The sequence below is a fragment of the Zavarzinella formosa DSM 19928 genome, from assembly GCF_000255705.1.
Lineage (GTDB): Bacteria > Planctomycetota > Planctomycetia > Gemmatales > Gemmataceae > Zavarzinella > Zavarzinella formosa.
Genome location: NZ_JH636441.1, coordinates 917,560 through 942,572 on the forward strand (window position 1 = coordinate 917,560; position 25,013 = coordinate 942,572).

The following is a 25,013-nucleotide window of genomic DNA, read 5'->3' on the forward strand; positions in this document are numbered from 1 at the left end:
ACGTTACACGTGAAGAAAAACCCTTCTCTTGCGATCAAATGACTCGAACTGACTGGCATTCCATTCAGACCATGAGGTTACAGGGCTTCATATTTCACGATTTCAAAACCGGTCAAAATCCACTCCAAATGTGACCTGAAAACGCTGAAAAACAGTCGTTCGGCGACCATTTTTGGACAATTTGCACCCCAAAACTGGTCAAAAACAGTGGGCCAACTGAACACCTTTTTTCAAAATCCTCGGGAAAATCGGTATCTCCCCTGATGATTTTGGGCAAATGCGCAGCGATTTTGAGGCATTGCAAATGGCCTAAAATAACCGCTCCACCCTGATTTCCGGATGATGAAAAGAGCCTCGTGGCCCAAATGGCGGTTTGGCCCGGCCGACACATGCAGGCAGATCGCTCTTTTATCCTCAACTCTTGTATCCCAGATATGAACACAATCAAAAAATAATTCAATTCTGAAAATCCTGACAGTCGATAGATCTTATGCTCGCCCGATGCTTTACTCGTAAGCAAAAAATCTCCCATGTCTGTTCGAGGTCGCAACATTCCGTTGACGCCCGCCCGCCGGTTGATTGGTGATTTGATGTGTGCGACTCGCGGTGTGCCGTGCATTGTGATGGAACGTCGCATGCACTTGGGCCAGCTTGTCGCCGCCCGGCAGAATCATCCGACGCGAGTGGGTTGGTGCGCCATCTTCACGAAGGCGTTCGGACTCGTCTCGGCACAAAGACCCGAATTGCGCCGGGCATTTCTGAGCTATCCCCGGTCGCACTTGTATGAGCACAACAGAAGCATCGCCAGCGTGGCCGTCGAACGACGGCTCGGCAATGAGGAGGCGGTGCTGTTCGCGCTGTTCCAAGGCCCCGAGGAGCGGTCGCTTGTCACATTGCAAACCGACATGGACCGGGCAAAGAATGCCCCGGTCGAAGAGAACGGCGCGTTCCGGCGCGAGTTGCGATTGAGCCGGCTCCCGTCTCCGCTGCGGCGACTCATTTGGTGGTACACCTTCAAAGTCTGCGGAAAAAGACGGGCCAAACATTGCGGCACCTTCGGCATTTCTGCGACCGCCTCGCTCGGCGCCAGCCAACTGATGCTTCTTTCGCCTCTGACGACGACGCTTTACTACGGCCCGTTTGACAAAGAAGGCGCGATTGATGTCCGGCTTGTCTTTGATCATCGCGTGGTTGACGGCGCCAACATCGCCCGCATCATGGTGGAACTGGAAGGGATTCTGTGCCAGGAGATTCTCACAGAACTCGCCGCCGGGGCCGCATCATCCAAAATCGCGGCCTGACCGTCCATTCGGACCCTCCGGATTCATGTCAGGAACATTGCCCGAAATTCACTCCCGAAAACTATCGCCGATTTCCCGCTTGGCATTCGGGGATATTCCCTTTGTAATGGTGTTTGTTGTTCGTCCGCAATACAACACTACGCGGAACAGAATTCCCGCCTCCCGAACCTGGAACCTGACACGTGGCATCTGAAACATTTCTCTCCCACGCCGGTCGTCATCTCTTGAACCGGCGGGCGTTCCTCCAGCACGGCGGCACCGGTTTGGGCGGCATCGCCCTTGCCTCATTGTTAAACGCCGAAGAAAAGACGCCCTTGCGGCCGGTCATCGACGCGGCGAAGCCGTTTGCCCCGCGCAAGCCGCACTTTGCCCCGAAAGCGACGAAAGTTCTGGTGATCTTCTGCTCCGGGGCAATCAGCCATCTGGATTCGTTTGATTACAAACCAGAGTTGGTGAAACGGGACGGCCAGCCAATGCCCGGCGGCAAACTGGTCACGTTTCAGGGAGAGCAGGGGAATCTCACCAAACCGTTGTGGGAGTTCAAGCCACGCGGGAAGTCCGGCAAGATGGTGTCCGACTTGCTGCCGAACCTCGCGGAACTTGCCGACGAGATGTGTTTCATCCACTCGATGACGGCAAAAAGCAACACCCACGGCCCGGCCGAGAACCAAATGGGCACGGGGTTCACGCTCGATGGTTTCCCCTCAATGGGAAGTTGGGTGAGCTATGCGCTCGGCAGCGAAACGCAGGATCTGCCGTCGTTCGTCGCCATCCCCGATCCTCGCGGCGGGCCACAGGTGGGGCCGAACCATTGGAACAGCGCGTTTCTCCCGGCCGTGTTCCAAGGGACGGCCTTTACGGCCGACAAGCCCATTCCGCACTTGAATCGTCCGGCCTCCATCAACCAAGACAACGAAGCGGCCACCCGCGATTTCTTGAAACTGCTCAACGACAAGCATCTGGAGCAAAACCCCGGCGACACCGATCTGGCCGCTCGCGTGGCCAGTTACGAGATGGCCGCAAAGATGCAATTGCGGGCCGCCGAAGTGGCCGACCTGACCCGCGAAACCAAAACCACCCACACAGCCTACGGCACGGACTCGGCGAACAAAACAATGGCCGGGTTCGCCCGCAATTGTCTGCTGGCGAGACGATTGTTGGAACGAGGCGTGCGGTTTGTGCAACTGTTCAACGGGGCTTATGCGATGGGCGAAGGCGTCGGCAATTGGGACGGCCACAAAACACTGAAGACCCAATACGACATCCATGCCCCGATCCTTGACCGGCCCTGCGCCGCGTTGTTGAAGGACTTGAAAACTCGCGGACTGTTAAAAGACACACTGGTGGCATTCGTCACAGAATTTGGCCGGATGCCCACCTTCCAAAAGGGAGCCAGCGGCCGGGACCATAACCCCAAAGGCTTCACGGTCTGGCTCGCCGGGGCGGGGGTGAAAGCTCCGTTCTCGTATGGTTCCACCGATGAATTTGGCCACCAAGCTCTTCCGGAAAACGCCACCAGCATCTACGATTTACACGCCACGATGCTGCATCTTCTCGGGTTGGATCACGAAAGACTCTCGTTCTACCACAACGGGATCGACCGCCGACTGACCGATGTTCATGGTCATGTGTTGAGTGATTTGGTTGTTTGACCGGAAATTTTTCTCGCGAGACTCGTAATGCCCATTTCTGTGAACTGTCCGGCTTGCGGCAAAGGACACAAGGCCCCCGACCGGGCGGCGGGCCGGACGCTCAAATGTCTGGCCTGCGGCGAACCAATGACCGTCCCTCCGGCGGAAATCGATCCGGCGGCCTTGTTGCTTGCTCCGGACGAACCCGTTTCGACGCCTCTCCCGCCGAACGGTGACTTAACCAAGCCGGAATCGCCACCGGAACCGGTCGCAACGCCTCCATCGCACAGCTATGGCTTGGCGGAGTCTGAAGCATCATTTGAATCGCCATCCGAACCGGTCGTCCCGGCGCCGAAACCGAAGGCAAAACGCCCCAAGCCGGACCTCGCCACGCTTCCGCCCCTGACGACTGACGACCCGCCTCTCTGGCGACGGCACCTCCATTGGCTCCTCGTTCTGGCGATGATCCCGCTGGCGGCGTCGCTCTTGGTGAAGAGCAACGAACGGGATGTCCTTGACCGGTTTAAGGACACTCTCCAGAGTGCATCTCCAGAATCGCTGGCCAAGTTTGAATCGCTCGATTCCGACGCGACCATCGACGATCTTCTCGGTGTCCTGCCGGGCTCCAAACTTCAGGGAGCGTGGCTGCCTCGCAACACAATGGCCCATTGGGGTTTGGCGGCGGCCTCAACGGCGCTCTTCCTCGTTTTCTTCATGTTCCTCGCCTCCGACGGGTCGGCCAAACCGCTTCAGGTGCTTGGTGTCGGCCTGTTCTCCGCGACCATCGGCATCGGCCTGTTGTTGGTGGTGCAAGTGATTGCCTCAATGACCGAGGGACGGGTGGTTATGGGCCGCAGTGTGTTGGTGATTATCTTTTACATCTTCAAGTTCATCGCTTTTTCCTACAACGCGGCCAGCGATCCCGACAATGGTTTTCTCCTCAGTTTCGTTGGCTTCACCCTCGGCGTCGGCCTCTGCGAAGAATTAGTCAAGACATTGCCGCTCTTTCAACACCGGGAAGAGTCAAAGGGAAAGGTCTGGCGGGGGCTCTTCATCTGGGGCCTTGCCTCCGGAGCGGGATTTGGCATCGCCGAGGGCATCCTTTATTCCGGCCGCTATTACAACGGCATCCAAGGCCCCGGCATTTATGTGGTGCGGTTTCTCTCGTGCGTGGCCCTGCACGCCATCTGGTCCGGTTCGGCCGCCATCACACTTTATTTGAAACGAGATTTGTTTAATCACATTGATGCGTGGCACGACTGGATCGGGCCAATTTTGCTCGTGATAGGCGTCCCGATGATCCTGCACGGCCTATATGACACGAGTTTGAAACGCGATATGAACGGCGTGGCCCTGCTCGTCGCCATCGCCAGTTTCGGCTGGCTCGCCTATCTCAGCAGCCGCCTTTACGGCACCGACGACGAAGCCGCCAACCGGGCCATGCTTGCCGAATACAAACGTCGAAGACAGGTGGTTTCGGAATGAGATGTGGGATGGTGTGTCAATAAACAAGCTGCCAACATAGTGCGGAGCCGCGTCTTCATGGGGGTGGCAAATCTTTCTGGCACACGTCAGCGGCTTGTTTTCGCCCCAAGGGGGCGCTCGAGAATAGCCAGGGGCGGAAGCCCCTGGAATCCCATCATTTGAAGGGTTTTCTGCCCCAACGGGGCAGTGCTTGCGAGTTGTGCCACCCCGTTGGGGTGGATTCCTTTTGGCTATCGTTGCCCAGGGGCTTCCGCCCCTGGCTATTATCGAGCGCCCCCTTGGGGCGAAAACCAACCGGACAGGCATGCCAGAAAGATTTGCCAGACCCCGTCTTCATGCCCGTAATCCTTGAAGTTGATTTGTCGGCAGACTTGGCCCGGCTTCGCCTCCCGGCAGCCCTTGATGCCCGGCTTCAGGATTTGCTCGACCGTCAGGACGCCGGGAATTCGCTGACAGAAAGCGAACGTGGCGAAGCTGAAGGACTGGTCGATTTGGCGGACTTGCTTTCCCTGTTGCGTCTCCGGACCGAGCGAATGACACCGTGAGCGATATTCCAACGACGCTCCCAGAGGAGGTAATTCACTGGAAATCAACAGGTGGATTTGATCGCCCCTGTCCCGCTTGTTGCAATCACTTCGCCTTGAACAACTTTGACCGCCAGATCCGCGTTTTGTGGAGCCAAAATCGCATCATCGTGGAGACGGTTCGCAGGCCGTAGATCGTGCTTCGTTTGAAGTTGATGCTGCTGGCCTCGGCGAAGTAGCGCACCGGCACCGGGATGTCGCCGAGGCGGAAACCGCTGTGGACGGCTTGGGCGAGGAACTGGGTGTCGAAGACGAAGTCGTCCGAGTTGCGTTCAAACGGGATCGTTTCCAAAACGCTGCGGCGATAGACGCGGAAACCGCTGTGAAAGTCGCCAAGGTTTTGGCCAAGGGCGACGTTCTCGAACATCGTCAGCGCGCGATTGCTGAAATATTTCCACCACGGCATCCCGCACTTGAGGGCTTCTTGCCGCGAGCGGACTCGGGAACCAAGCACCACGTCGCAGATGCCGAGTTCGATCAACCCGACGGCATGCGGGATAATCCGGGCGTCGTATTGGTAATCCGGGTGGATCATCACCACGATGTCGGCCCCTTGGGCGAGGGCGTATTCGTAGCACGTTTTCTGATTGCCGCCGTAACCCCGGTTCTTCGGATGCACGATCACCGTCAGGCCCATTTCGCGGGCGACGGCCACGGTGTTGTCCTTGCTACCGTCGTCCACGAGCAAAATCTCGTCCACACTGCCGGCCGGAAAGTCCGCGATGGTGGCGGCGAGCGTCTTCTCCGCGTTATACGCCGGCAGGACGGCCATCACCTTGTGCTGACGCTTCGGGGTCGGTTCGTCGGGATCGAGAATACGTTCCACATGAAAAATCTCATGGAACGGTCGCAACGGGGGTGCTTCGAGGAGGGTCGGCATGGGTGCGAATATCGTGTGTGAAGGCCCGGAATCTCTCCCCTTTAAGATACGGCCGACGGTGGTTTATTCCCCAAAAAGTGAACTTTCAGGATGCGGGAATAAAACCACCCGTTTTGCGTCATCGTCAATAGAAGCGATCACCTCTCAATCGGATCACTCCCATGTCTCGAATCTCGTTTTGCTCCTTGTTGAGCGTGGCCGTGCTGGCCGCCATCGGTTGCGACGACAAAAAACCGGCCCGCATGAGTTCTCCCGAAAGCGACCAACTCGCGCTGGCCGGAAGACAGGCCCCGGCGGATGGCCGGCAGAAAAAGCCGGAGGCGGTCAATCTGGCCGACCCGGATGTGGAGCGCAAAGTCATTTTGAATGTCAAGATGGAAATCACAGTGGAGAATGTCGAAGAGGCAGGCCAGAAAATCACCGAAATCGTCAAGGTGTCGAAAGGCTATGTCATCAAGTCGGATGAAAGCGTGGCGGCGGGCGCCCGTCGCCAGGCGGTCTGGACGATTCGCGTCCCCGCCAAAAGCATCGGCGAAGTGGCGGACTCGCTGAAACAACTCGGCGAAGTGACTCGCCGAAACATGGACAGCAATGATGTCACCGACGAGTTTTACGACACCGAGGCCCGGCTGAAGCATTGGAAGGGCGAGGAAGAAACGCTTTTGAAGTTACTGAAGGAAAAGGCCCAATCCCCGGAGGATATTCTCAAGTTCCGCGCCCAGATCAACCCCATCCGCGAGAACATCGACCGGATGGAGGCCCGGATGAAGACCATCCGAACCCTCACCGAAATGTCCACCATTGACTTGACCATCAAAGACCGGGACGTGCTGACCCCGCCCAACACTTCCAGCAAGCCGACGACCTCGGTGGGCCGGACCTTCGCCGCCTCCGTCGAAACCCTCCAAGATTTCGGCCATGATGTGCTGATCTTCTGCGTCGGTCTCGCTCCCTGGCTGCCGCTCATCGCCGTGGCTTTGCTCCTCCTGCGATGGATCACCCGACGGCTGAACCGGCCGAAACCGGCCAGATTGCCCCCGCCGCTCACCCACAAACCGGCGACAACCGAAGTCTGACAAGAGATGCCCGAACTTACTTTCCGTGCCGATAGGCCCAAATCGTTGTTCCATCAAGAATCACGAATACGTTGTGGACCGGGTCGGCATAGGCCAGTCGTTTGCCCCCCTTCGGCATCGGGTCGCCGCCGGGGGTGAGTTTTTTCCATGTCACCGTGTCCGGGTCGTAGCTCCACAGGGCGTTCGTCTTGAACTCGACAAGCAATCCCTGCCCCGTGGCCGTGTCGAGATACATGGGTGAATAGGCGTCATGACCGTAGGGAACATCCGTGGAGTCCTTTGGCTCGCTTCGCACTTTCTTCCACTGGTTGTCTTTCACGCTGTAATGAAATGTCGCCCAATGTCGGTGGACGATCAGCATGTTTCGTTTCGCGTCGTAATAACCCACCTGCTCCGGTTCCGGGGCCTCTTTCTCAAATACCTTCGTGTCGCCGTTTGATTTGGCATTTTCCCAAGTGTTCTTGGACAAGTCGAACAGCCAGCTTGCCTGCATCTGCCAATTGTTTGTGTGCCACATGGTTCGTTTCAGGGGAGGGAGATACTCCAGCATCCCGCCGAAGGGAGCGATGGGGCATGGCTTTTCCGTGCGGTGATATTGCCAGGTCCGTTTGGCCGGATCAAACGACCACAACGGTGGACATTGGGCCAAATCTTCCGGCTTTGCCCCCAATAACACGGCCATTTTCTTTTGCTCGGTCACCCAAGTGTTCATCATCAAGAGTTGTTTCGCGTCCGAATCATAGGCCAGCCCCCACCATGTATGGGCGATGATTCCCGGCCCGCCGCGTTTGGTGATGAACGTGCCGTTCTTGAATTCCACATCGCTCGGGTCTTTGCCCAGTCCCGTGTAATCCCGGTTGTTGTCCGGCGCATAAATCATCGCCCATGTGAGGGACGGAAGGTCGAATTCCCACACATCATTGAGCCGGTGCGGCACCGCGTGATTTGCCCCGCAAAATAACACCCGCTTGCGGTCTTCGGCCCAGCACATTTTGATTGAGAAGTCGCGGCCTTTTGGCCCGGTGCGGTCGAGTTCCCATTTTTTGGCCGTCTCGTTGAACTCGCCCACAACATCGGCCTTGCCAAGCGTGACCGCTTCGCCGGGCTTGAGGGCTTTCAGTTTTTGAAGGATCTCCGGCTTCTCAGCCAGCGTCGGCTCAATGCCGGGAGTCATTGTCGATGCGATCAAGAACAGGGAGAAAGTGTTCATGGAGGAATTCCATCGGTGGGAGGAATCCGCATGATGCCCGATAAATCGAGGCAAGGAAAGAAAAAAACGAGAGGGGCAAAAGAGATGAGAAACGAAATTCTACCCCCGGAAATCGGTCGGATTCCAAGGGGATAGAAGAAGATCAACAAAGTTGACGGACAAGGCTCTTATCGCTTGATGTAGAAATACTTGCCGTTGATGAGGTGCAGATCATAGCCGGGAATGCCATCGCCGGTGGGACCGGGAACGGGAATCACATCCGGACCGGCCGCCGGAACAGGAGCCGCCGCCGGGGCAGCCGGAGCCACCCCAGCGGGAACACCCACAACCGCCGGTTGATACGACGGGGCCACCATCAACGGAGCCGCATAAGTGGACGGGTAATAGTTGGAATACCCCCCACCGCTGCCATAACCATAGCCGTAGCTGGGATATCCGTAGTTGCCGTAGCCATAGCCGCCGAGGCCAATGCCGATTCCGATGCCGCCATAGCCGTAGCCGCCATAACCGTAGTGGTTGCCGCCATAATAGCCGGGGTGAACGCCGACATGCCCGCCGCCCGGATGGCCGCCGACATGCCCGCCGGGGTGACCTCCGGCATGGCCGCCGCCGTGGCCGCCGCCTCCGTGAGCGGCAAAAGTGGTTGAAGAGGGAATCATGGCGATGACGCCAGCGACGAGCAGAGTCAGGAAGATTCTCAAGATGCGACTCCTGTGAGAGATTGATTCGATTAGATCAACGACGGGACGAGGGTGGTCTTGAAGGCCCGAAAATGATCTTTCAAATCACTAACATTTTATCTCAATTGCCCACCTTCCCGGACAAATTGGCATGAATTTCTAGCAAGGATTGATTCAATTTGGGGTGATTTCCCCTCACGACCCGGAATTTGACACCATGAAGAGATGATGGAATGAGGTGAGAGTTCCTCAAATGAAACTGGCTTCCGCATCCAAATCCATTTTGGCGAAGTCGCCGAGTTTCCATTTCTCCACCGCCAAGGCGGCCATCGCGGCGTTGTCCGTGCATAGGCTCATCGGCGGGATATGTAATTCAAATCCTTCCCTCGCGGTCATCGCCTCCAAGGCGGCGCGGAATGTTTTGTTGGCGGTCACCCCGCCGCCAACCGCCAGTCGTGTCAGCCCGGATTGGCGCAGGGCCTGACGGCATTTTTCCACCAATACATCAACCACCGCCTGTTGGAAACTGGCCGCCAAGTCGGCGCGGGCTTGGCCGGTGGGAATCGCGAGGGGATTTGCCACGTCCTGCCCCAACGCGGCATAGCGCACGGCCGTCTTCAACCCGCTGAAACTAAATTCCAACCGGTCCTCGCGGATGAACGAGCGGGGGAACTTGTGGGCCTTCGGGTCGCCGGTCCGGGCTTCCTGTTCCAGTCGCGGTCCGCCGGGGAAACCAAGCCCGAGAATAGCGGCCACTTTGTCGAAGGCTTCGCCGGCCGCGTCGTCTCGTGTGCCGCCAAGCAAGGTCATCGAAAGCGGGGTGTCACACCGGAACAGGGCCGTGTGCCCGCCGCTGACCACAAAACCGACACAGGGAAAAATGTCTCTTCCGGCCGCCAGCCGGCAGGCATAAATATGACTGGCAACATGGTTGACGGCAATGAGGGGAACCCCCAGCGCGAGGGCCAGCATCTTGGCGCCGCTCACTCCGATCAGCAAGGCCCCCACCAATCCCGGCGTGTTGTGGACGGCCACGCATCCGATATCCGCAAGGGTTGCGTTCGCTTGCCGAAGGGTTTCGTCAACCACCGGAAGCAGATTTCGCAGATGGGCGCGGGCGGCGATTTCCGGAACAACCCCGCCGAAGCGTTCGTGAAGATCATTTTGGGAGGCGACGACGGCCGACAATACTCGGGGTTCGTCCGTAAAGACGGCCGCCGCCGTTTCGTCACAGGATGTCTCAAGAGCCAAGAACAACAACGCGCTTCTCCGTGGGTATCCGGGCATTTTAGGGGAAGCGGCCGGATGATGCCGGTCTTCTTGCTTCTCGCGTCTTTGCCGCCGTGAGAGGAGGCAGGGGATGTGAATACTTTGACAGAGTCTGTCCTCCGAAATATTTGATGACACCCCGCAAAGCAGTTTCGTAAATTACCCCGATGAAGACCGCGATCGGATTGTTTCTGCTGGCCCTGCCGCTGCTTGCGGTAATGGGGACTGTGTTCGTCATTTACCGGATTGTTTGCCGTCATTATTTGTGGCAACTGGTGCGAATATTTCAGGAAAAGCCGCTGTTCGTGATTCCGCGCGGCGAGCCGGACCCGACCGCCGAGGAACTAAGGGTTCCCACATGCGGCGGAGCCATGCTCCAGGCAGTGTACTTCCGCACATCAGCCGCCGCCCGAAAGGGAGTGATCGTGTTCGGGATCGAGCACGGGTCGGATCGCTGGTCGTGTAAGCCGTATTGTGATCCGTTGATTCAGGCCGGGTACGATATCTTCGCCTATGAACCCCGTAATCAGGGGAAAAGCGACACCATTCCCGACTACGAACCGATTCAGTGGATCTCTGATTACGAAATCGAGGACGCCAAAGCGGCGATGGCTTATGTGAAGGCCCGGCCGGACGCGGACCCGAAGGGAGTTGGCTGGTTCGGGGTTAGCAAGGGGGCCAATGTCGGGCTGGCCATGTTTGCGGAAGACTCCAGTATTCGTTGCGCCGTCACGGATGGAGCCTTCGGGCTTCTCTCGGTGATGGTACCCTACATGCGGCATTGGATTCGCATCTACAACTCCAGTTTCCTCGTTCACGGGCTGTTGCCGGGTTGGTTTTACCAAACGGTGGGCCGGAGAGGCGTCGGCATGGTGGAGAAGGAACGGAAAGTCCGTTTCTATCACCTCGAACCGGCCGCCAGTCGTTTGGTTCGTCCATTATTGATGATTCACGGCGAAGCGGACAGTTACATTAAAACGGAAATGGCTCGCACGTTGTTTCTCCGGGCGCGCGGGCCGAAAGAGTTTTGGGTGGTCCCCAAGGCGAGGCACAATCAAGCCCTGGCAATGGCCGGGGACGAATACTCTCGCCGGGTGGTGGCCTTCTTCGATCACTACTTACGCTGAACGAATCGGCCGGTCACCCGGTTGAAACGTCCGGCACCTCGCAGAACATGAAACTCGGCCGCACACTCGTTTATCTGCTTCGCAAGGCGCTGGCCCAGCCTCTCTACCGGAAATTCGCCCGGTTCGAGCAGGCGTGCGCCCACCCGGAGATGATTCAGCGGGAACTCCTCCTGCGAACGCTGAATTATCATCGAGACACCACCTTCGGCCGGGATCACGGCTTTGCGGGCATCAAGAACGTCGCTGATTACCGACGGCAACTTCCCGTCCGGCGGTACGAGGACTTGGAGCCGTACATCCGCCGGGTGATGGCCGGGGATACGAACGCCCTGCTGGCCGATTCCAAAGTGCTGATGTTCGCCCTCACCAGCGGAACAACCGCCGCCCGCAAGCACATTCCCATCACGAAGCAATACCTCGACGACTACAAACGCGGCTGGAATCTGTGGGGCCTTCAGGCGATCCGCCGACATCCCCAGATTTTCTTCAAGCCGATGCTGCAACTTGCCGGGGACGCGGACGAATACCGCACCGACGCCGACATCCCGTGCGGCAATCTTTCCGGCTTCACCGCCCAAGTCCAGAAGCGGGTGATGCGACGGATGTACGTCCTCCCGCCGATGACCGGCAAGATACGCGATGCGGCCGCCCGTCAGTATGTGGCCCTGCGATTTGCCGCCCCGAAAAAACTCGGGATGCTGGTTGCCGCCAATCCAAGCACGCTGGTGAACCTGGCCCGGCTCATGGATCGGGAGAAGGAAAACCTGATCCGCGACATCGCGGACGGGACCATCAACCCAAAATGGGACATCACCCCGGAACTTCGCCAGTTGCTCGCCGTCAGGCTGAAACCCCAACCGGAACGGGCCGCCGAGTTGGAAGCGTTCGCCAATGCCGCCGGAGGAGTGTTGCTTCCGAAAGACACATGGCCGAAAGAACGCCTGTTAATCGGTTGCTGGACCGGTGGAAGCGTCGGGCCGTATCTTCGACAACTGGGACAGTATTATGGCGACACCCCGGTGCGGGATATCGGTCTGTTGGCAAGCGAAGGGCGGATGACGCTCCCGGTTGAAGACTCCACACCGGACGGCGTGCTGGACATCACCACACACTTTTTCGAGTTCATCCCCGAAAACGAAATCGACTCGGCCAATCCGACCGTGTTGGGGGCGCATGAGGTGCGGGAGGGGGGACATTACTACATCCTGCCGACGACGAAAGCCGGGCTGTATCGCTATCACATCTCGGATCTCGTGCGGGTGACCGGATTCTTCCAACGCACCCCGTTGATCGAATTTTTGGGCAAGGGAAGCCGGTTCGCCAACCTCACGGGGGAAAAGCTCTCCGAGTATCACGTTACCCAAGCCGTGGATATTGTCGCCCGGTCCGTTCAGCAACCGTTGACGAGCTACGCCCTCGCCCCGGTGTGGGACGATCAACTGCCGTATTACGGGCTATATGTTGAAGAACAGGATGCTGGCGATCCGGCCCGGTTGCGGAAATTCGTCCACGAACTCGATATTGTCCTCGGGCGGCAAAACATCGAATACGAGGCCAAGCGATCAAGCAATCGGCTTGGGCCGATCCGGATTTTTCTGCTGCCGACCGGGGCATGGGCCAAATGGGACTCCGAACGAGTGCGTCGAACCGGGGGCGCTGTTGAGCAATACAAGCACCCCTGCCTGATCGGCGATTTGAACTTTTGTCAGTCCGTTCCCGTGATTCGCCGGGAAATACTCGCTGCCGCGTGACTTCCGGACGAAAATCTTTTTTCGACCGGGTCGCCTGCGGATGCTAGACTGACACTCAGCCAGTCATTCACCAATTCCCACCCGAGTGTTTCAATGGCCATTCGTCATTGCCCCGAGTGTCAGTCTCCCCTTTCTTCGAGCGAAATTGAATTTCGCACCTGCGAAGCCTGCGGAGCCAGGCTCCCCGCCGCTTGGGCCAAAGGGGATGATAACGATGACGATCACCGGCCTCGCTCCCGTCGAACCGCTCAATTGCGAAGCACGCGCGAGTCCGACCACGAAGACTTGATGAAGCAGGCTAAAAAGCAAGCTTCCATCACGTTGTTTGTGGTTGCGGCTCTGTTGATGGTTTGTGGAACGATCAGCGTTGTTCTGCTCGGAAATCAAGAAAATGCCGCCGAAGAAGAGACTATCGTCGCTGTTGTCTTGGTCGCCGGAATGGCAGCCCTCTTCGCCGGGCTGGGATTCTGGGCCATGTACATGCCTATTCCTCCGGCGACCATTGGCTTGATCTTGTTCATCGGGCTGAGCATCCTCGATATCGTCTTTGAACCGGCCGCCGCGAAGAGCATCGTTGTGCGAGTGTTCATCGTTGTGATGTTGATTAGGGCAATCAACAATGCCGTGAAGGCGTCCAAGCTCGCCCCCAAGCAGCGTGACTACGAGGATGACTACGACGACGAACCGCGTCGCCCACGTCGCTCCGACCGGGATGCTTACGACGATTGAAGCAACAACTCCCTTCGTTGAACAATCCCCCCGGCTTCGCTTGTCAGGCGGGCGGTGGAAGTGCGATAATATCCGGATGAATCCCGAAGACTTGGCTGGCCGGTTGCGGGGAGTGTTGCGAACCCGCACCGGCGGGGTGGCTGTTGCCCTCAGTGGCGGCATCGACAGCACGGTCGTGGCCAAGGCCGCTTTTCTCGAACTGGGCGACCAAGCCGTGGCCGTGACGGCCGACAGTCCGAGTGTGCCGCGAGCGGAACTAACGGGGGCCAAAGAAATCGCGGCCCTCATTGGTATCCGGCACGAAGTGATCGCCACCTCGGAGTTTGCGAACGCCGATTACCTGAGAAACGGCGGCGACCGCTGCTATCATTGCAAGAGCGAACTCTACGACCGCGTGTTGGAAATACTCCCCCGCCTCGGGGTGATGACGGTTTGCAGCGGGGCGAATTTGGACGACCTTGGCGATTACCGGCCGGGGTTGACCGCCGCCGCCGAGCGGAATGTGTTCCACCCGTTGCAGGAAGCCGGTTTCACCAAGGCCGATGTGCGGGCGGTGGCGAAATGGTGGAACCTGCCAACATGGGACAAACCCGCTTCGCCGTGTCTTTCCAGTCGGCTGGCCCCCGGCGTGGCGGTGACGCCCGAACGGACGGCGATGATCGAACACGCGGAAACATTCCTGCGAAGCCTTGGCCTCAACAACGGCCGGGTAAGATTGCACGAAGGAGAACTGGCCCGGATCGAGGTTCCGCTGGCCGAAGTGGCCCGGCTGGCGGCGCCCGGCGTGCGTGAAACCTTGTCGCGGACGTTTCATGAACTTGGCTTCCGTTTCGTCACGCTGGATTTGGAAGGCTTCCGCAGCGGCAGCCTGAACGACTTGGTTCCGCTGGAAATGCGGACTCGCCACGCCCCCGAACGGAGGACAACCTCGTGAAACCGATGACCGCCCCGAAAGTCTTGGATGCGTATTTTCTGGAAGCCCGCTGCAAACTGCTGGATGTGGCGGCCGTGCTGGACCGCATCGACCGGGGCGAAGGCGCGCCCCTGAACGATCACCGGGTTGAGAGGATTCGCCGGTCGATTGAAGCCCTTTTGGAATCCGGACCGGGCCGGGCTGAACGGATTCAGGAAATTTTCTCGCTCGAATATGATCCCGAATGGAAGATTCCGCAGCCGAAGTGAGCCGCCGCCCCGATCCCTCAACCTGAACCGCCGAAGCCGGAAAACGTATGCCGATCCCAGTGAAATGTCCGGAGTGTGCCTACCGTTTTCATGTGGACGAGGCGTTTGCCGGCAGCCCCGGCCGCTGTCCGGAGTGCGATGCCGTCATTCAGGTTCCGGCGGCGGAGACACACCCGGACGATGATGCTTTTCCGGCTGATCCGAGGATCGAGGAATTCCCCTCGGCCTCCCGCCGGGCGGTTGACCGATACGAATACTCGCCGACACGAACGGAACGCCGTGAGGAACCCCGTTTCAATCCCGGACCCCGGATCGAGAAATGGAAGAAAGTGGCGGCCGGGTTCCGCAATCTGGCCATCGCCGCCGGCCTGATCGGCATCGACACCGCCATTCGCGGAGCCTTCAATCTCGCCAACGGCATTCCCAAAAATGATAACGAACTGACTTCGGCCCAAAAAGCCTTGGCGGTCGGCGAGGGGTTGTTTACCTGCCTGGCTATCATCCTTTGGGCGTTCGGCCGAATTGCGTTGATGAGAACCCCGTATCTTCCGGCCGGGGCCAGCGCCAAAAGTTCCGGCGTCCTCGCGGGGATCACGGCGGTTCCCGGCGTGATCGGCATGGGGATGATGGCGGCGGGCATTCTGATCGTCCAGAATAACCTGTTGGCCGGAATGGCCATTCTTCAGTTGGGCATGTGCGGACTCGGCATCTGTTTCCTTGGTTGGGTGGTTGCTGAAATCGTCGGTTTGATCGCTCAGATCCAAATTATGAAAGGTCTGGAGGCTGCAGGAGCCTCCCTTTGGGCCAAGTTCCACTTGGCGGGTCTCATCACCATGTTGACCGTTGGAACGATTGGTTCTTGTGTGTTATTTGTGGCCTTGTTCAGCGAGATGCAGCAACAGGCCGCGAAAAACGGCAACAACCCTCCGGTGGTCAACGCCAAGAACGCGCCAGCTCCCAAGGGCGGGGAGAAAAAAGCCCCCGCCAACCAGAATAACCCGAACAATCCCCCGCCACCCCCGCAGTTCAATCCAGAAGAACACAAAGAGCTGGTCATCGTTGTGATCGTGGTTACCGCAGGAGGGACAATTGGTTTTTCGATGTTGTGCGTGTTCAGCTTTTTGGCCGCCCAAGGAGCCATCAAGAGGGAAATCGTCCGCCTGTCGGGGGGGCTTGACGGCAACCCCGATGACTGGCATAACCGCAGCCCGGTTCATGTAGAATGAGCGAATTGATTGTTTGCCTGCCGGAAACATCCCGAGGCCAGCCTCCTCCCGAATCGCCCGAACGGAAGTAATCCCGATGCCGATTACCCTGAACTGCCCCAAGTGCCACAAGCCGTTCCGCGTGCGGGATGAATCCATCGGCGGGCGGGTGCGCTGCCCGAGTTGCGCGGCCATTCTGCAAGTGCCCTCGTCGCTCTCCCCGGCTTCGAGCTTCGGATACGATATGCCGGGGGGATTGCCTCCAAACCCCGCCGAGGGGGGAACTGGCGCGACCCGGCCGATGGCCGAGGATCTGCTGCCGACGCCCCCGCCATCGGATGATGATTTGTTGTTGGGCGGTCCCGCCCGCCCGCCGGCGATGGAATATGGCTCGGCCGGAATGGCCCTGCCGGCTCCGCCCTCGATTAAATTCCGGGGAGCGCCGTCGGTTCCCGGAACGAATCCGGTTCCTTCCTCTCCGCTCCTTCCCACCGCTCCATCCCCGTATTCGGTTGGCGGGAGCCTGAATCCCCCAAGTTCTCCCCTTACTCCGGCGGGTGGAAAATCGGCCGTTAATTTGCCGAAAGCACAAAGCAGCCTCATTCTTCCCCCGGCGCCGGGTTCGCCCGCCCAGGCAAATGCCGCCGCAGCCGCCAATGAGTGGGCGGCCACCTGCTCCGGTTTGTCGATGATCCAGGCCGGATTGATTCTGTGGATGATCCCTTTTCTGGGGGGAATCGCCCACGGTGTCTGGGCCTACATGAAACCCGACCAGGCGATGAGCAACGCGCCAGGGTACCTGGGTCGGCCGGAATTGCCGTTCTGGAAGGAAATCATGCTGGCGTATACCGCCCTGCCGATTTCGCTGGGGTTGGTGCTGTTGTTCTTCGGCCGGGCCAAATGCACTTCCATCCCCGAACAATCCACGGCCCGCGGCCTCGCCCGAGGGGCGACGTTCTGCACCCTCTTGGGAGTCATCGGGGCGGCCTCGGCCGCCGCCTTCTACATGGGCTATACGACACGCTTTAACCTTCCCCCGATCACCGGCCCGCTTGGGTTATGCGTCTGGCTTCCCGCCGCCGTGCTGGCTGACTTGTTCACCTTGTTCTTCATCGCCCAAGCCGGTTGGGCCGCCGGGATGCCCCGGTTGCTCCTTTCCGTCGGGACATTCCTGACTTTCGTTTTGGTGGCCCCGGCCATGATGGTCGCCGCCACTCTGTTCTGCCCGGTGATCGAACCTTTGCGGACAACCCTGAGCCAATATGGTTCGCCGTTCGCCGGGCCGGACAAACAGGCCACCATGCGAATCCTGATCGCCGGGGCCATCGTCATGACCTATGGAGTGATGCTCTTCGGCCGATACGCCAGTTTGGTGGCGGCGGCCAAACGAGCCATTCGGAATCAGTTCGGACAAGGGTAAGTAGCGTCTCACGCCACGATTTTGTTAGGGATGCTCTAGAAATGCCCGTGATGTTCGGCAAGATCGAATCCCCGTTTCGGGAACCGCCGGGAAAGCGGGTACATCTGTATGTCTCTCGCGGGGCAGAGTTGGTTGAGTCTCTTTGGTGTCATCTCACCGAGTCGGAACAAATCCGGGCCAATCGGTTTCGGGTTGCCCGCATCCGCGATCAATTCATTCAGGCTCGCGGTTCCTTGCGGGTGTTGCTGGCTCATTACCTGCGTTGCGAGCCGTTGGCCGTGCCGATCTTCCTCGCCGACGGGGGCAAGCCGTGTCTTCCCCCGGAAACCGGGCTGCATTTCAACCTTTCGCACACAGACGGCCTGGCCGCTTTCGCCGTGGCGGAGACTCCGGTGGGGATCGATGTGGAACAGGTCCGCATCGTGCCGGATGCCATTGGCTTGGTGCAACGCTTCTTCAGCCCTCGGGAACATTCACAGTTTTGCGAACTCGACCCGACGGAAATCCCGGCTGCTTTTCTCCGGGCGTGGACTCGCAAAGAAGCGGTCCTGAAGGCGATGGGCCGGGGGGTGCAATCCCTCGATTGCTGCGAAGTCACGTTCCGGACCGACGAACCACCGGCCGTTGTGTCGCTCGACGGTGATTCAACAGTCGGCGATCAATGGAAACTGCACACATGGGACCCGCAACCGGGGTTTCTGGCCGCCTTGGCCATGCGGGTCTGAAAATCCCAGAAAATGATTGTCACAAATCGCCGGATGGCCGATACGGGTTGATGTGAGGACCGATCACCAACCCGACCCGGTAGATGCCATGACGAATCGCACGCCCCCGCCGCTGCCAACCGCACAAACCGTCCAACCGGAACAACCGGCCACCCCCAAGCCAACGACGTTGGAACAAGTTCAAAAGACAGTTGGAAGCGTCGCCACCTGCATTCAAGGGGCGTGCAAGTTGGTGGAATTCGTGGAAAAACATCTGGGAACCGGCTCGGCCAAACCGGCCGCCTTCCCGACAAACATGCCCGCTTTGCCGGGATTTCCCTCTCACATGCCAGCCCTGCCTGCGATGGATGGCTTCCCCGGTTTCGCCATGCCGGACATGGGAATGAACCCCATGATGGCGACTTTCCCCGGCTTTCCGATGCCGGACATGTCGGGTATGGGAATGAACCCGATGGCTATGAATCCCATGATGGGCGGCTTCCCCGGATTTTCGATGCCGGATATGAACATGATGGGAATGGGTTTCGACCCCAACATGATGATGGGGATGGGATTCGATCCCAACATGATGATGGGGATGGGTTTTGATCCCAACATGATGATGGGGATGGGTTTTGGTCAGATGTGAATCGCTTAAAAAACGCGAAATATAAACAAGCAGACCCGGCGTTTGGTCATGACCAAACGCCGGGTCTGCTTGTTTTCGCATGGCCAAGGATTTAGAACTCGCCGTCACCGCCCCCACCTCCGCCGCCGTCACCGCCTCCACCACCCCAATCGCCTCCACCGGTGTTGTCGTTGCCGGTGTTTCCGCTGTCGTAGTAGCCGCCGGTTCCGGCGTCGCCGCTGAAATCACCGGCCCCGGTGTTGTCCACGACTTCATTGCCACCACCGCCGCCATATCCCGTCGTGCCGGAGTCACCGCCGTAGGCCGAGGAACCGTGATGGCCGAAGAAACTGTCGTACATCCACATCCCGGCCGCCGCGCCGAACATCCCGGTCATAAACGTTCCCAAGAAACCCATTCCACCACCGCCGCCACCTCCGTAACCGGGCGCTCCACCATAGCCCGGACCGCCACCCGCCCCGCCACCGCTCATCATGCGGAAGACGGCCTTAATGACGGCGAAGAGAACCCAACCAACTCCCAGCACGATCAAACCAACACATAACAATCCGGCAAGGCCGCTGCCTTTCTTTTCATCGGCAGGCGCCTGATGATTGCCAGTCTGTTCTTGATGATTGCCAGCCTGCTGGCCCGTCTTGATGACATCTTTTTTGGCATCCGGAAGGTTGTTCTCTAAAAACTCGACCGCTTTTCGGAGCGTTGCATCTCGGGCTGTCTGTTGTTCGGCATCGCCGGACTTTCCGTGCGCATCCTTCAAACCGTTGAAAAGCAGATCATGGAGTTTGCTTTCCTTGGTGTTGTCAAACCCCTTCTCTCGCATGTCCTTATCTACGATAACGCCCACGAAGGCGGGGTTTCTGCAAATAAAGATGAAAACCCCTTTGTCATGTTCGTCCATTGCATGGGACTTGGCGAGGTCCTTCAGGAACGTTCTCTTAGCATCATCATCTTTCAATGCATCTCGTTTTGTCTTCTCCGCATCCGAGAGTTTGGCCACCGTCCAAAAAGTAACCTCACGACCAGTCTTGGATGAAACCCAATTGGCAAAGTCCCGCTTCATTTTGCTGACGGCATCTTCGCTAAAGAGTTTGGCATTGTCTTCGACCTTCAATTCACCAGCTTTGGACGGAACCGGGGCAGCCATCGCGGGGGCGACGCCCATCAGTCCGGTCAGCAGAGCCAGAAGACCGACACTTCGGAAGATTGTTCGCATGGCGATGATCCTTGGGTTCGGACATGGTTCCGGCATATACCACTTTATTCGTCGGCTCTTGCGGAATATCAGATTCCAGACCGGCATCGGCGGACGATTTTGGCATTCCGGCCCGTCCCTTGAACATTGTAGTGCATTTGTTGTGCCGGACGTCTGCGAGTTTTTATTCAGGATAATGCCAACGAGTGATGAACTTCCGGGAGAACGTCTGATGGAACAGTTTCGGGCCACGACCATTCTGGCCGTCCGACACGGGGGCAAATCAGCCATCGGCGGGGACGGTCAGGTCACCTTGGGCAACATCGTCATGAAGAACGACGCCCACAAGATCCGAAAACTATACGACGGCAAGGTTTCCGTCGGATTTGCTGGTTCGGCCGCCGACGCTTTTTCGCTATTGGAACGCTTCGAGTCCAAACTGCGCGACCATCAAGGCTCGGTCCCCCGAGCCGCTGCCGAACTGGCCAAGGACTGGCGAACCGACCGGGTCTTGCGGCGTCTGGAGGCGATGTTGATCGCGATGGACAAAGAGAACCTGCTCCTGATCAGCGGCACCGGGGACGTGATCCAACCCACCGACGGCATCCTCGCCATCGGCTCTGGCGGCCCCTACGCCCTCTCGGCGGCCAGAGCCTTGGTGGCTCACTCCAGCCTTTCGGCCGCTGAAATTGTAAGGGCCTCAATGGAAATCGCCGGAGACTTGTGCATCTACACCAACCGAAACATCGACTTGGTGGAAGTTTGAAAGACGAAAGACTGAAGGAAAGCAAAGACTAACCACAAAGACTCAAAGATCACACAAAGTTTCACAGAGAAGACCAATGAAGAATTTTTTCTTCCGTCTTCTCTGTGAAACTTTGTGTGATCTTTGAGTCTTTGTGGTTAGTCTTTGCTTTCCTTCAGTCTTTACTTGGCCGCCGCCGGGACGGTCATCGGTTCCTTGATGATGTCCTTCACAGTTCGGCCGGACGGGATCATCGGCAGAACGTGTTCTTGGTGAGGCACCATCACGTTCAGCAGGAACGGCCCCTTGCTGTCGAGCATTTCGTTGATCGCGGCGTCAAAGTCTTCCTTGTTGATGATCGTCTTGCTTTGCACGCCAAAGCCCTTGGCAATCGTGCCGAAATCGGGATAGGCGTCGAGATCCATCCCTTGGCCGAGGTAAGTGTGGCCGCGGTTGCTGCCGTGGAAGCGGTCTTCCCACTGCACCACCATGCCGAGGTGCTGGTTGTTCAACAGAAGGATCTTCACCGGGACTTTTTCGACGTGGGCGCAGGCCAGTTCCTGGATGTTCATCAGGAAGCTGCCGTCGCCGTCGATGTCGATCACGATCTTGTCCGGGTGGGCGACCTTGGCCCCGATGGCCGAGGGAAGCCCGAAGCCCATCGTTCCGAGACCACCTGAGGTGATCCAAGTGCGGGGCTTCGTGAACGGGAAGTATTGGGCGGACCACATTTGGTGCTGGCCCACCCCGGTCGTGATGATCGTGTCGTCAATCTGGTTCCGCTTTTTCAGAATCTGGGCCATTCGCTGAATGGCATACTGTGGCAGGATGGCATCGTCCCGGTCCTGATACCGCAAGGGTTCGGTTTCCCGCCATTCGTCGATCTGCCGCATCCATTCGGTGTAACGACCGCCGCCGACGAGGTCCGCGTTCTTTTCATCGTTCAGCAGTTTGTTCACGCCTTCGAGGGCCAGGCGAAGATCGCTGTTCACCGCCACGTGGGCGTGCTTGTTCTTGTTCAACTCGGAAGGATCAATGTCGATATGAACAATCCGGCCGTGCTTGATGAACTCGTCCAGTTTGCCGGTCACGCGGTCGTCGAACCGCACACCGAAGGCGAGGACCAAGTCTGCGTCGTTGATGGCCAGATTGGAATACACGGTGCCGTGCATTCCCAGCATCTGGAGACAAAGGTAATGATCGTTTGGGAAACCGCCAAGACCGTGAACCGTCAGGGCCACGGGGATGCCGGTCTTCTCGGCGAATTCCTTGATGGCCGCCGAGGCGTCCGAGGCGATGATGCCGCCGCCGCCGTAAATGAGGGGCTTTTTGGCCCGGCGGATTTCATCAATGATCCGCTGGTATTCGTCGGTCGTCCCCTCGCGGTGGGCCACGTAGCCCGGCAGGTTCATCGGCGGATCCCAATCGGGGATCACTTCCCGCAACTGGACATCCTTGGGAATGTCAATGATGATCGGGCCGGGGCGACCGGTGACGGCCAGGAAGAAGGCTTCCTTCACCACCCGGGTGATGTCTTCCGTCCGGTGGATGAGGTAATGGTGCTTGGTGACTGGACGGCACACTTCCACGATCGGCGTTTCTTGGAAGGCATCCGTTCCGATGACCTTCGTGCCCACCTGCCCGGTGATGGCGATGATCGGGATCGAATCCATTTTGGCGTCGGCCAGAATGGTGACGAAGTTGGTCGCCCCCGGTCCGCTGGTGGCCATGCACAGGCTGACCTTGCCGGTCGTCCGCGTGTAGCCGTGGGCCATGAACCCGCCGCCTTGTTCGTGGCGGGGAAGGATGGTCCGTAGTTTGTCGCCGACCTTGGTAAGGGACTGGTGCAGGGGCATGCTGGCCCCGCCCGGATAGGCGAACATGGTGTCGACGCCTTCATTGATGAGGCATTGAACCAGAATGTCCGCCCCGCTCATCGGGGTTTTCGGCAAAGCGGGTTTGGGAGAATCAGCCATCGGACCATCACCTTTCTGCGGCTGCATGGCTTCCCGTCTTCGGTTCGGACGACACCCGAACGGTCGGACGGCCGCAATCATCAGCCGGAAGGTTTGGTATACGGACGGCCACTTGATTTGACGATGTGAAATGGCATCCGAACGGGACGGGACGGTCGCGGGAAAAGCATCCGCCAACGACTCATTCCGGACATACTCACCACAAAACCAGCCTGCCGAATTTGCCCATCAACCCCTTTGCATCCAAATTTCCCTCAAAATCAGGCGATTTCATCTGGTTTTGGCTCCATTTGTATCCGGCGCTGGCGGCTTCCAAGACCGATGACCCGGATTCAAAACCAGCGATCTTCAACGGGGCCAACATCCGAAAATCCTCACGGAGTCGGTTCGATCAACCGGGCAGAACCCCCCAATGTTTCAATCCCTTGAATGACCGCCGACCGGACCATCAAGAAGTCATCCGGGTTGGTGACCAGAAACTCGGCGGCATACAACTGGTTGTTGAATTCCAATTTGGTAAACACAGGCCGGTAATGCCGCAGCATCAGGCCTTGGGCATCCCCGAGGGCTTCATACAGTTTCGCATTCCGCAGGCCGAGTCTGTCAACCTGCGGAATCCAGAGCACCACTGCCGGATAAGCCTGTGGAACACTGTCCACCAACAACGGAATGCTCCGGGCCGGGTGATGGCTCATCCGCATGTCTCTCACCGGCGAATTGGCCCATTCAGCCGCCGGGTTGCCTCGTGTCAAGTTGGGCGGCCCCATCAAAATCAATCCGTCGATTTCCGAGAGAAGGGTCAAGTCATCGGTGGCGGTTCGATAATCGGCCGACAAATGCCGGGTGAGTTCAAAGATGTACATGTCCCGGTCAAACAGCACATACGGATGTCCCGGCACGGCAGTCTCCCGGACATCGTGGACATACGGCGTGAGCGGGGATTCCTGCTGTCGCGGGCCGGTCAGTTGCAAGAAGGCAAAAACGCTGACTCCGACGATCATCAGGAACCGGCCGACGGCATTCGCCGGTTCGGGAATCAATCGCAGCAACCGATCAGCCGAATACGTTGCTCCCATCACCAGCAAGGGAAGCACATACGCACAAGTGCGGGAAAAGGGGACTTTGTGCGTCCCGATGAAATGCGACAGACTGACGCCAACAACCGCCAAGGCGATCAATCCCAGCCACCGAACGGACCGGTCGGCCAGAATCAGGAACCAGCCGAGAACACCCAGCCCGGCGACAATTTGCCATCCGAGCGTGGGGAAGAGATAACCGCCAATCTCCCGAAACCGGGCCGGAAGTTCGTGCAGTCTTGTTCTCACCCCGTGTTCCTGCATCGCCAGCACGACATACGGCAGATGATCGGCCAAGAAGAAGAACCCGGCCAAAACGATCACGCCGAATTGCACCAAGAGATTCCGACGATAGGCCGTTCGCCTGGCGGCGTATTGTTCTGGCGAGAATCCATCGCGATCCAGCGGGGGGGACAACCACAACACGGCATACAGCGGCAACAACCAGTCGAGCGCCAGACTGATGATGTTCAAAAACGTGATGATGCCTGTCAGAGCCGAGAGTGATCCCCACCAGACCGAAACAGGTTGCAACGCCACCCGCCGCAGCGCCAGCAGATGAAGCGTCTGAAAAGCCAGCATCCATGAATACCCGCGGGCTTGCATGGAAAACAGGTGAACATACGGCCACGCTGCCGCCAGCAATATTGCCACCGGCCATGCCATCAATGATCCATTTTTTCGGGCAAACCAACCAACGGACAGCGTGAAAACCAATGCCCCAATGAGGGCGGGAACACGGGCCGCTCGCTCATCAGACGGGGCGGCGAGCATGGCCGCGTTGAGCATCACACTATGCGGAATGTGATCGTTGGGTTCCCGCCAGACACCGATGGCCCGGTACAATCCGGCGACCAGTTGCATGCCGGTCGATGGTTTGGGTTGGTGTAGAAGTTCATCGGCCCGCCTGATCCGTCGCGGGGAACCGTCCCTCTCGAAATCAAGCCAGGTGTAGTTTTCAAGATTGAGGCACTCGTCCCACATCAGTGGTTCGCGGATCTGCCATCCGGTGGCTCGTTCCGCAAAAATCCAGCCAACGAATCCGAGCGCCATCAAGGTTCCGGCGATCAACAACAGGTTAGGCCAACGGGAAGGCGGTGAAGCGGTTTCTTCCGGCATGAAATGATTCCCTTCCCAATCG

The 25,013-nt window shown here is 58.4% G+C and carries 23 protein-coding genes; 14 read left to right on the forward strand and 9 right to left on the reverse strand.

Annotated elements, in window-relative coordinates; all coding sequences use genetic code 11:
* Positions 1–112 precede the first annotated feature (112 nt).
* Complete coding sequence (locus BGIM_RS63130; RefSeq protein ID WP_157369277.1) at positions 113–532, reverse strand: hypothetical protein; 420 nt, start codon at positions 530–532, stop codon at positions 113–115.
* On the opposite strand from BGIM_RS63130, the gene BGIM_RS0120460 reads away from it, so the two are divergent.
* The 3 genes from BGIM_RS0120460 (at position 531) to BGIM_RS0120470 (ending at position 4,417) form a co-directional block, all read left to right on the forward strand.
* Positions 531–1,301, forward strand: a complete 771-nt coding sequence (locus BGIM_RS0120460) for a hypothetical protein (RefSeq protein ID WP_020471599.1) — start codon at positions 531–533, stop codon at positions 1,299–1,301. The two genes, BGIM_RS63130 and BGIM_RS0120460, sit on opposite strands and share 2 nt — an antisense overlap.
* 182 nt (positions 1,302–1,483) lie before the next feature.
* Positions 1,484–2,953 (forward strand): DUF1501 domain-containing protein, encoded by a 1,470-nt coding sequence (locus tag BGIM_RS0120465; protein ID WP_020471600.1) that lies wholly within the window; start codon positions 1,484–1,486, stop codon positions 2,951–2,953.
* 27 nt (positions 2,954–2,980) lie between these two features.
* Positions 2,981–4,417: a PrsW family glutamic-type intramembrane protease gene (locus tag BGIM_RS0120470; RefSeq protein ID WP_020471601.1), complete on the forward strand. Its 1,437-nt coding sequence runs from the start codon at positions 2,981–2,983 to the stop codon at positions 4,415–4,417.
* 263 nt (positions 4,418–4,680) lie between these two features.
* Here the strand turns inward: BGIM_RS0120470 and BGIM_RS65935 are convergent, their stop codons facing one another.
* The gene (locus BGIM_RS65935) at positions 4,681–4,974 is read right to left on the reverse strand and encodes a hypothetical protein (protein ID WP_020471602.1); all 294 of its coding nucleotides are present in this window, start codon (positions 4,972–4,974) and stop codon (positions 4,681–4,683) included.
* Between the two features lie 73 nt (positions 4,975–5,047).
* Entirely contained in the window at positions 5,048–5,881 is an 834-nt protein-coding gene (locus BGIM_RS0120480) for a glycosyltransferase family 2 protein (protein ID WP_020471603.1), read from the reverse strand.
* A 161-nt stretch (positions 5,882–6,042) separates the two neighbouring features.
* Here BGIM_RS0120480 and BGIM_RS0120485 point away from each other — a divergent pair, with 161 nt between their 5' ends.
* The gene (locus tag BGIM_RS0120485; RefSeq protein WP_020471604.1) at positions 6,043–6,957 is read left to right on the forward strand and encodes a DUF4349 domain-containing protein; all 915 of its coding nucleotides are present in this window, start codon (positions 6,043–6,045) and stop codon (positions 6,955–6,957) included.
* Between the two features lie 16 nt (positions 6,958–6,973).
* Here BGIM_RS0120485 and BGIM_RS0120490 read toward each other — a convergent pair whose 3' ends face one another.
* The 3 genes from BGIM_RS0120490 to tsaD all read right to left on the reverse strand — a co-directional run bounded on the left by BGIM_RS0120490 (position 6,974) and on the right by tsaD (position 10,107).
* Entirely contained in the window at positions 6,974–8,167 is a 1,194-nt protein-coding gene (locus tag BGIM_RS0120490) for a hypothetical protein (RefSeq protein ID WP_020471605.1), read from the reverse strand.
* 167 nt (positions 8,168–8,334) lie between these two features.
* Entirely contained in the window at positions 8,335–8,868 is a 534-nt protein-coding gene (locus BGIM_RS65940) for a hypothetical protein (RefSeq protein WP_020471606.1), read from the reverse strand.
* 228 nt (positions 8,869–9,096) lie between these two features.
* Positions 9,097–10,107 carry a tRNA (adenosine(37)-N6)-threonylcarbamoyltransferase complex transferase subunit TsaD gene (gene tsaD / locus BGIM_RS0120505; protein ID WP_020471607.1) on the reverse strand — a complete coding sequence of 337 codons (1,011 nt, stop codon included), beginning with the start codon at positions 10,105–10,107 and terminating at the stop codon, positions 9,097–9,099.
* A 176-nt stretch (positions 10,108–10,283) separates the two neighbouring features.
* On the opposite strand from tsaD, the gene BGIM_RS0120510 reads away from it, so the two are divergent.
* From BGIM_RS0120510 to BGIM_RS0120550, 9 genes are all read left to right on the forward strand, one after another.
* Positions 10,284–11,243 carry an alpha/beta hydrolase gene (locus tag BGIM_RS0120510; protein ID WP_020471608.1) on the forward strand — a complete coding sequence of 320 codons (960 nt, stop codon included), beginning with the start codon at positions 10,284–10,286 and terminating at the stop codon, positions 11,241–11,243.
* Between the two features lie 47 nt (positions 11,244–11,290).
* Positions 11,291–12,994 (forward strand): GH3 auxin-responsive promoter family protein, encoded by a 1,704-nt coding sequence (locus BGIM_RS0120515; RefSeq protein ID WP_020471609.1) that lies wholly within the window; start codon positions 11,291–11,293, stop codon positions 12,992–12,994.
* A 93-nt stretch (positions 12,995–13,087) separates the two neighbouring features.
* Positions 13,088–13,723, forward strand: coding sequence for a zinc ribbon domain-containing protein (locus BGIM_RS0120520; RefSeq protein ID WP_020471610.1), 636 nt, complete (start codon positions 13,088–13,090; stop codon positions 13,721–13,723).
* 76 nt (positions 13,724–13,799) lie between these two features.
* Entirely contained in the window at positions 13,800–14,657 is an 858-nt protein-coding gene (larE, locus tag BGIM_RS0120525) for an ATP-dependent sacrificial sulfur transferase LarE (protein ID WP_020471611.1), read from the forward strand.
* Between the two features lie 5 nt (positions 14,658–14,662).
* Positions 14,663–14,905: a hypothetical protein gene (locus BGIM_RS0120530; RefSeq protein WP_040889792.1), complete on the forward strand. Its 243-nt coding sequence runs from the start codon at positions 14,663–14,665 to the stop codon at positions 14,903–14,905.
* A 47-nt stretch (positions 14,906–14,952) separates the two neighbouring features.
* Positions 14,953–16,131, forward strand: coding sequence for a hypothetical protein (locus BGIM_RS0120535; protein ID WP_020471613.1), 1,179 nt, complete (start codon positions 14,953–14,955; stop codon positions 16,129–16,131).
* A 76-nt stretch (positions 16,132–16,207) separates the two neighbouring features.
* Positions 16,208–17,530 (forward strand): MJ0042-type zinc finger domain-containing protein, encoded by a 1,323-nt coding sequence (locus tag BGIM_RS0120540; RefSeq protein WP_029630222.1) that lies wholly within the window; start codon positions 16,208–16,210, stop codon positions 17,528–17,530.
* 41 nt (positions 17,531–17,571) lie between these two features.
* On the forward strand, positions 17,572–18,255 hold the full coding sequence (locus tag BGIM_RS51495) for a 4'-phosphopantetheinyl transferase family protein (RefSeq protein ID WP_020471614.1): 684 nt from the start codon (positions 17,572–17,574) through the stop codon (positions 18,253–18,255).
* Between the two features lie 88 nt (positions 18,256–18,343).
* Positions 18,344–18,883, forward strand: coding sequence for a hypothetical protein (locus BGIM_RS0120550; protein ID WP_020471615.1), 540 nt, complete (start codon positions 18,344–18,346; stop codon positions 18,881–18,883).
* A 91-nt stretch (positions 18,884–18,974) separates the two neighbouring features.
* On the opposite strand, the gene BGIM_RS60485 is transcribed toward BGIM_RS0120550, so the two are convergent.
* Positions 18,975–20,096 carry a hypothetical protein gene (locus tag BGIM_RS60485; protein WP_020471616.1) on the reverse strand — a complete coding sequence of 374 codons (1,122 nt, stop codon included), beginning with the start codon at positions 20,094–20,096 and terminating at the stop codon, positions 18,975–18,977.
* Positions 20,097–20,307: 211 nt separating this feature from the next.
* Here BGIM_RS60485 and hslV point away from each other — a divergent pair, with 211 nt between their 5' ends.
* Positions 20,308–20,841, forward strand: coding sequence for an ATP-dependent protease subunit HslV (gene hslV / locus BGIM_RS0120560; protein WP_029630223.1), 534 nt, complete (start codon positions 20,308–20,310; stop codon positions 20,839–20,841).
* A gap of 161 nt (positions 20,842–21,002) precedes the next feature.
* Here the strand turns inward: hslV and ilvB are convergent, their stop codons facing one another.
* Complete coding sequence (ilvB, locus tag BGIM_RS0120565) at positions 21,003–22,796, reverse strand: biosynthetic-type acetolactate synthase large subunit (protein WP_029630224.1); 1,794 nt, start codon at positions 22,794–22,796, stop codon at positions 21,003–21,005.
* Between the two features lie 374 nt (positions 22,797–23,170).
* Positions 23,171–24,991 (reverse strand): hypothetical protein, encoded by a 1,821-nt coding sequence (locus tag BGIM_RS0120575; protein ID WP_020471620.1) that lies wholly within the window; start codon positions 24,989–24,991, stop codon positions 23,171–23,173.
* Between the last annotated feature and the right edge of the window lie 22 nt (positions 24,992–25,013).

Bases quoted from the DNA above. Each gene is read 5' to 3' on its own strand.
- BGIM_RS0120460 (WP_020471599.1), top strand. From the start codon at position 531: ATGTCTGTTCGAGGTCGCAACATTCCGTTGACGCCCGCCCGCCGGTTG.
- BGIM_RS63130 (WP_157369277.1), bottom strand. From the start codon at position 532: ATGGGAGATTTTTTGCTTACGAGTAAAGCATCGGGCGAGCATAAGATC.
- BGIM_RS0120470 (WP_020471601.1), top strand. From the start codon at position 2,981: ATGCCCATTTCTGTGAACTGTCCGGCTTGCGGCAAAGGACACAAGGCC.
- BGIM_RS0120480 (WP_020471603.1), bottom strand. From the start codon at position 5,881: ATGCCGACCCTCCTCGAAGCACCCCCGTTGCGACCGTTCCATGAGATT.
- BGIM_RS0120485 (WP_020471604.1), top strand. From the start codon at position 6,043: ATGTCTCGAATCTCGTTTTGCTCCTTGTTGAGCGTGGCCGTGCTGGCC.
- BGIM_RS0120490 (WP_020471605.1), bottom strand. From the start codon at position 8,167: ATGAACACTTTCTCCCTGTTCTTGATCGCATCGACAATGACTCCCGGC.
- BGIM_RS0120510 (WP_020471608.1), top strand. From the start codon at position 10,284: ATGAAGACCGCGATCGGATTGTTTCTGCTGGCCCTGCCGCTGCTTGCG.
- BGIM_RS0120515 (WP_020471609.1), top strand. From the start codon at position 11,291: ATGAAACTCGGCCGCACACTCGTTTATCTGCTTCGCAAGGCGCTGGCC.
- BGIM_RS0120520 (WP_020471610.1), top strand. From the start codon at position 13,088: ATGGCCATTCGTCATTGCCCCGAGTGTCAGTCTCCCCTTTCTTCGAGC.
- larE (WP_020471611.1), top strand. From the start codon at position 13,800: ATGAATCCCGAAGACTTGGCTGGCCGGTTGCGGGGAGTGTTGCGAACC.
- BGIM_RS0120530 (WP_040889792.1), top strand. From the start codon at position 14,663: ATGACCGCCCCGAAAGTCTTGGATGCGTATTTTCTGGAAGCCCGCTGC.
- BGIM_RS0120535 (WP_020471613.1), top strand. From the start codon at position 14,953: ATGCCGATCCCAGTGAAATGTCCGGAGTGTGCCTACCGTTTTCATGTG.
- BGIM_RS0120540 (WP_029630222.1), top strand. From the start codon at position 16,208: ATGCCGATTACCCTGAACTGCCCCAAGTGCCACAAGCCGTTCCGCGTG.
- BGIM_RS51495 (WP_020471614.1), top strand. From the start codon at position 17,572: ATGCCCGTGATGTTCGGCAAGATCGAATCCCCGTTTCGGGAACCGCCG.
- BGIM_RS0120550 (WP_020471615.1), top strand. From the start codon at position 18,344: ATGACGAATCGCACGCCCCCGCCGCTGCCAACCGCACAAACCGTCCAA.
- BGIM_RS60485 (WP_020471616.1), bottom strand. From the start codon at position 20,096: ATGCGAACAATCTTCCGAAGTGTCGGTCTTCTGGCTCTGCTGACCGGA.
- hslV (WP_029630223.1), top strand. From the start codon at position 20,308: ATGGAACAGTTTCGGGCCACGACCATTCTGGCCGTCCGACACGGGGGC.
- ilvB (WP_029630224.1), bottom strand. From the start codon at position 22,796: ATGGCTGATTCTCCCAAACCCGCTTTGCCGAAAACCCCGATGAGCGGG.
- BGIM_RS0120575 (WP_020471620.1), bottom strand. From the start codon at position 24,991: ATGCCGGAAGAAACCGCTTCACCGCCTTCCCGTTGGCCTAACCTGTTG.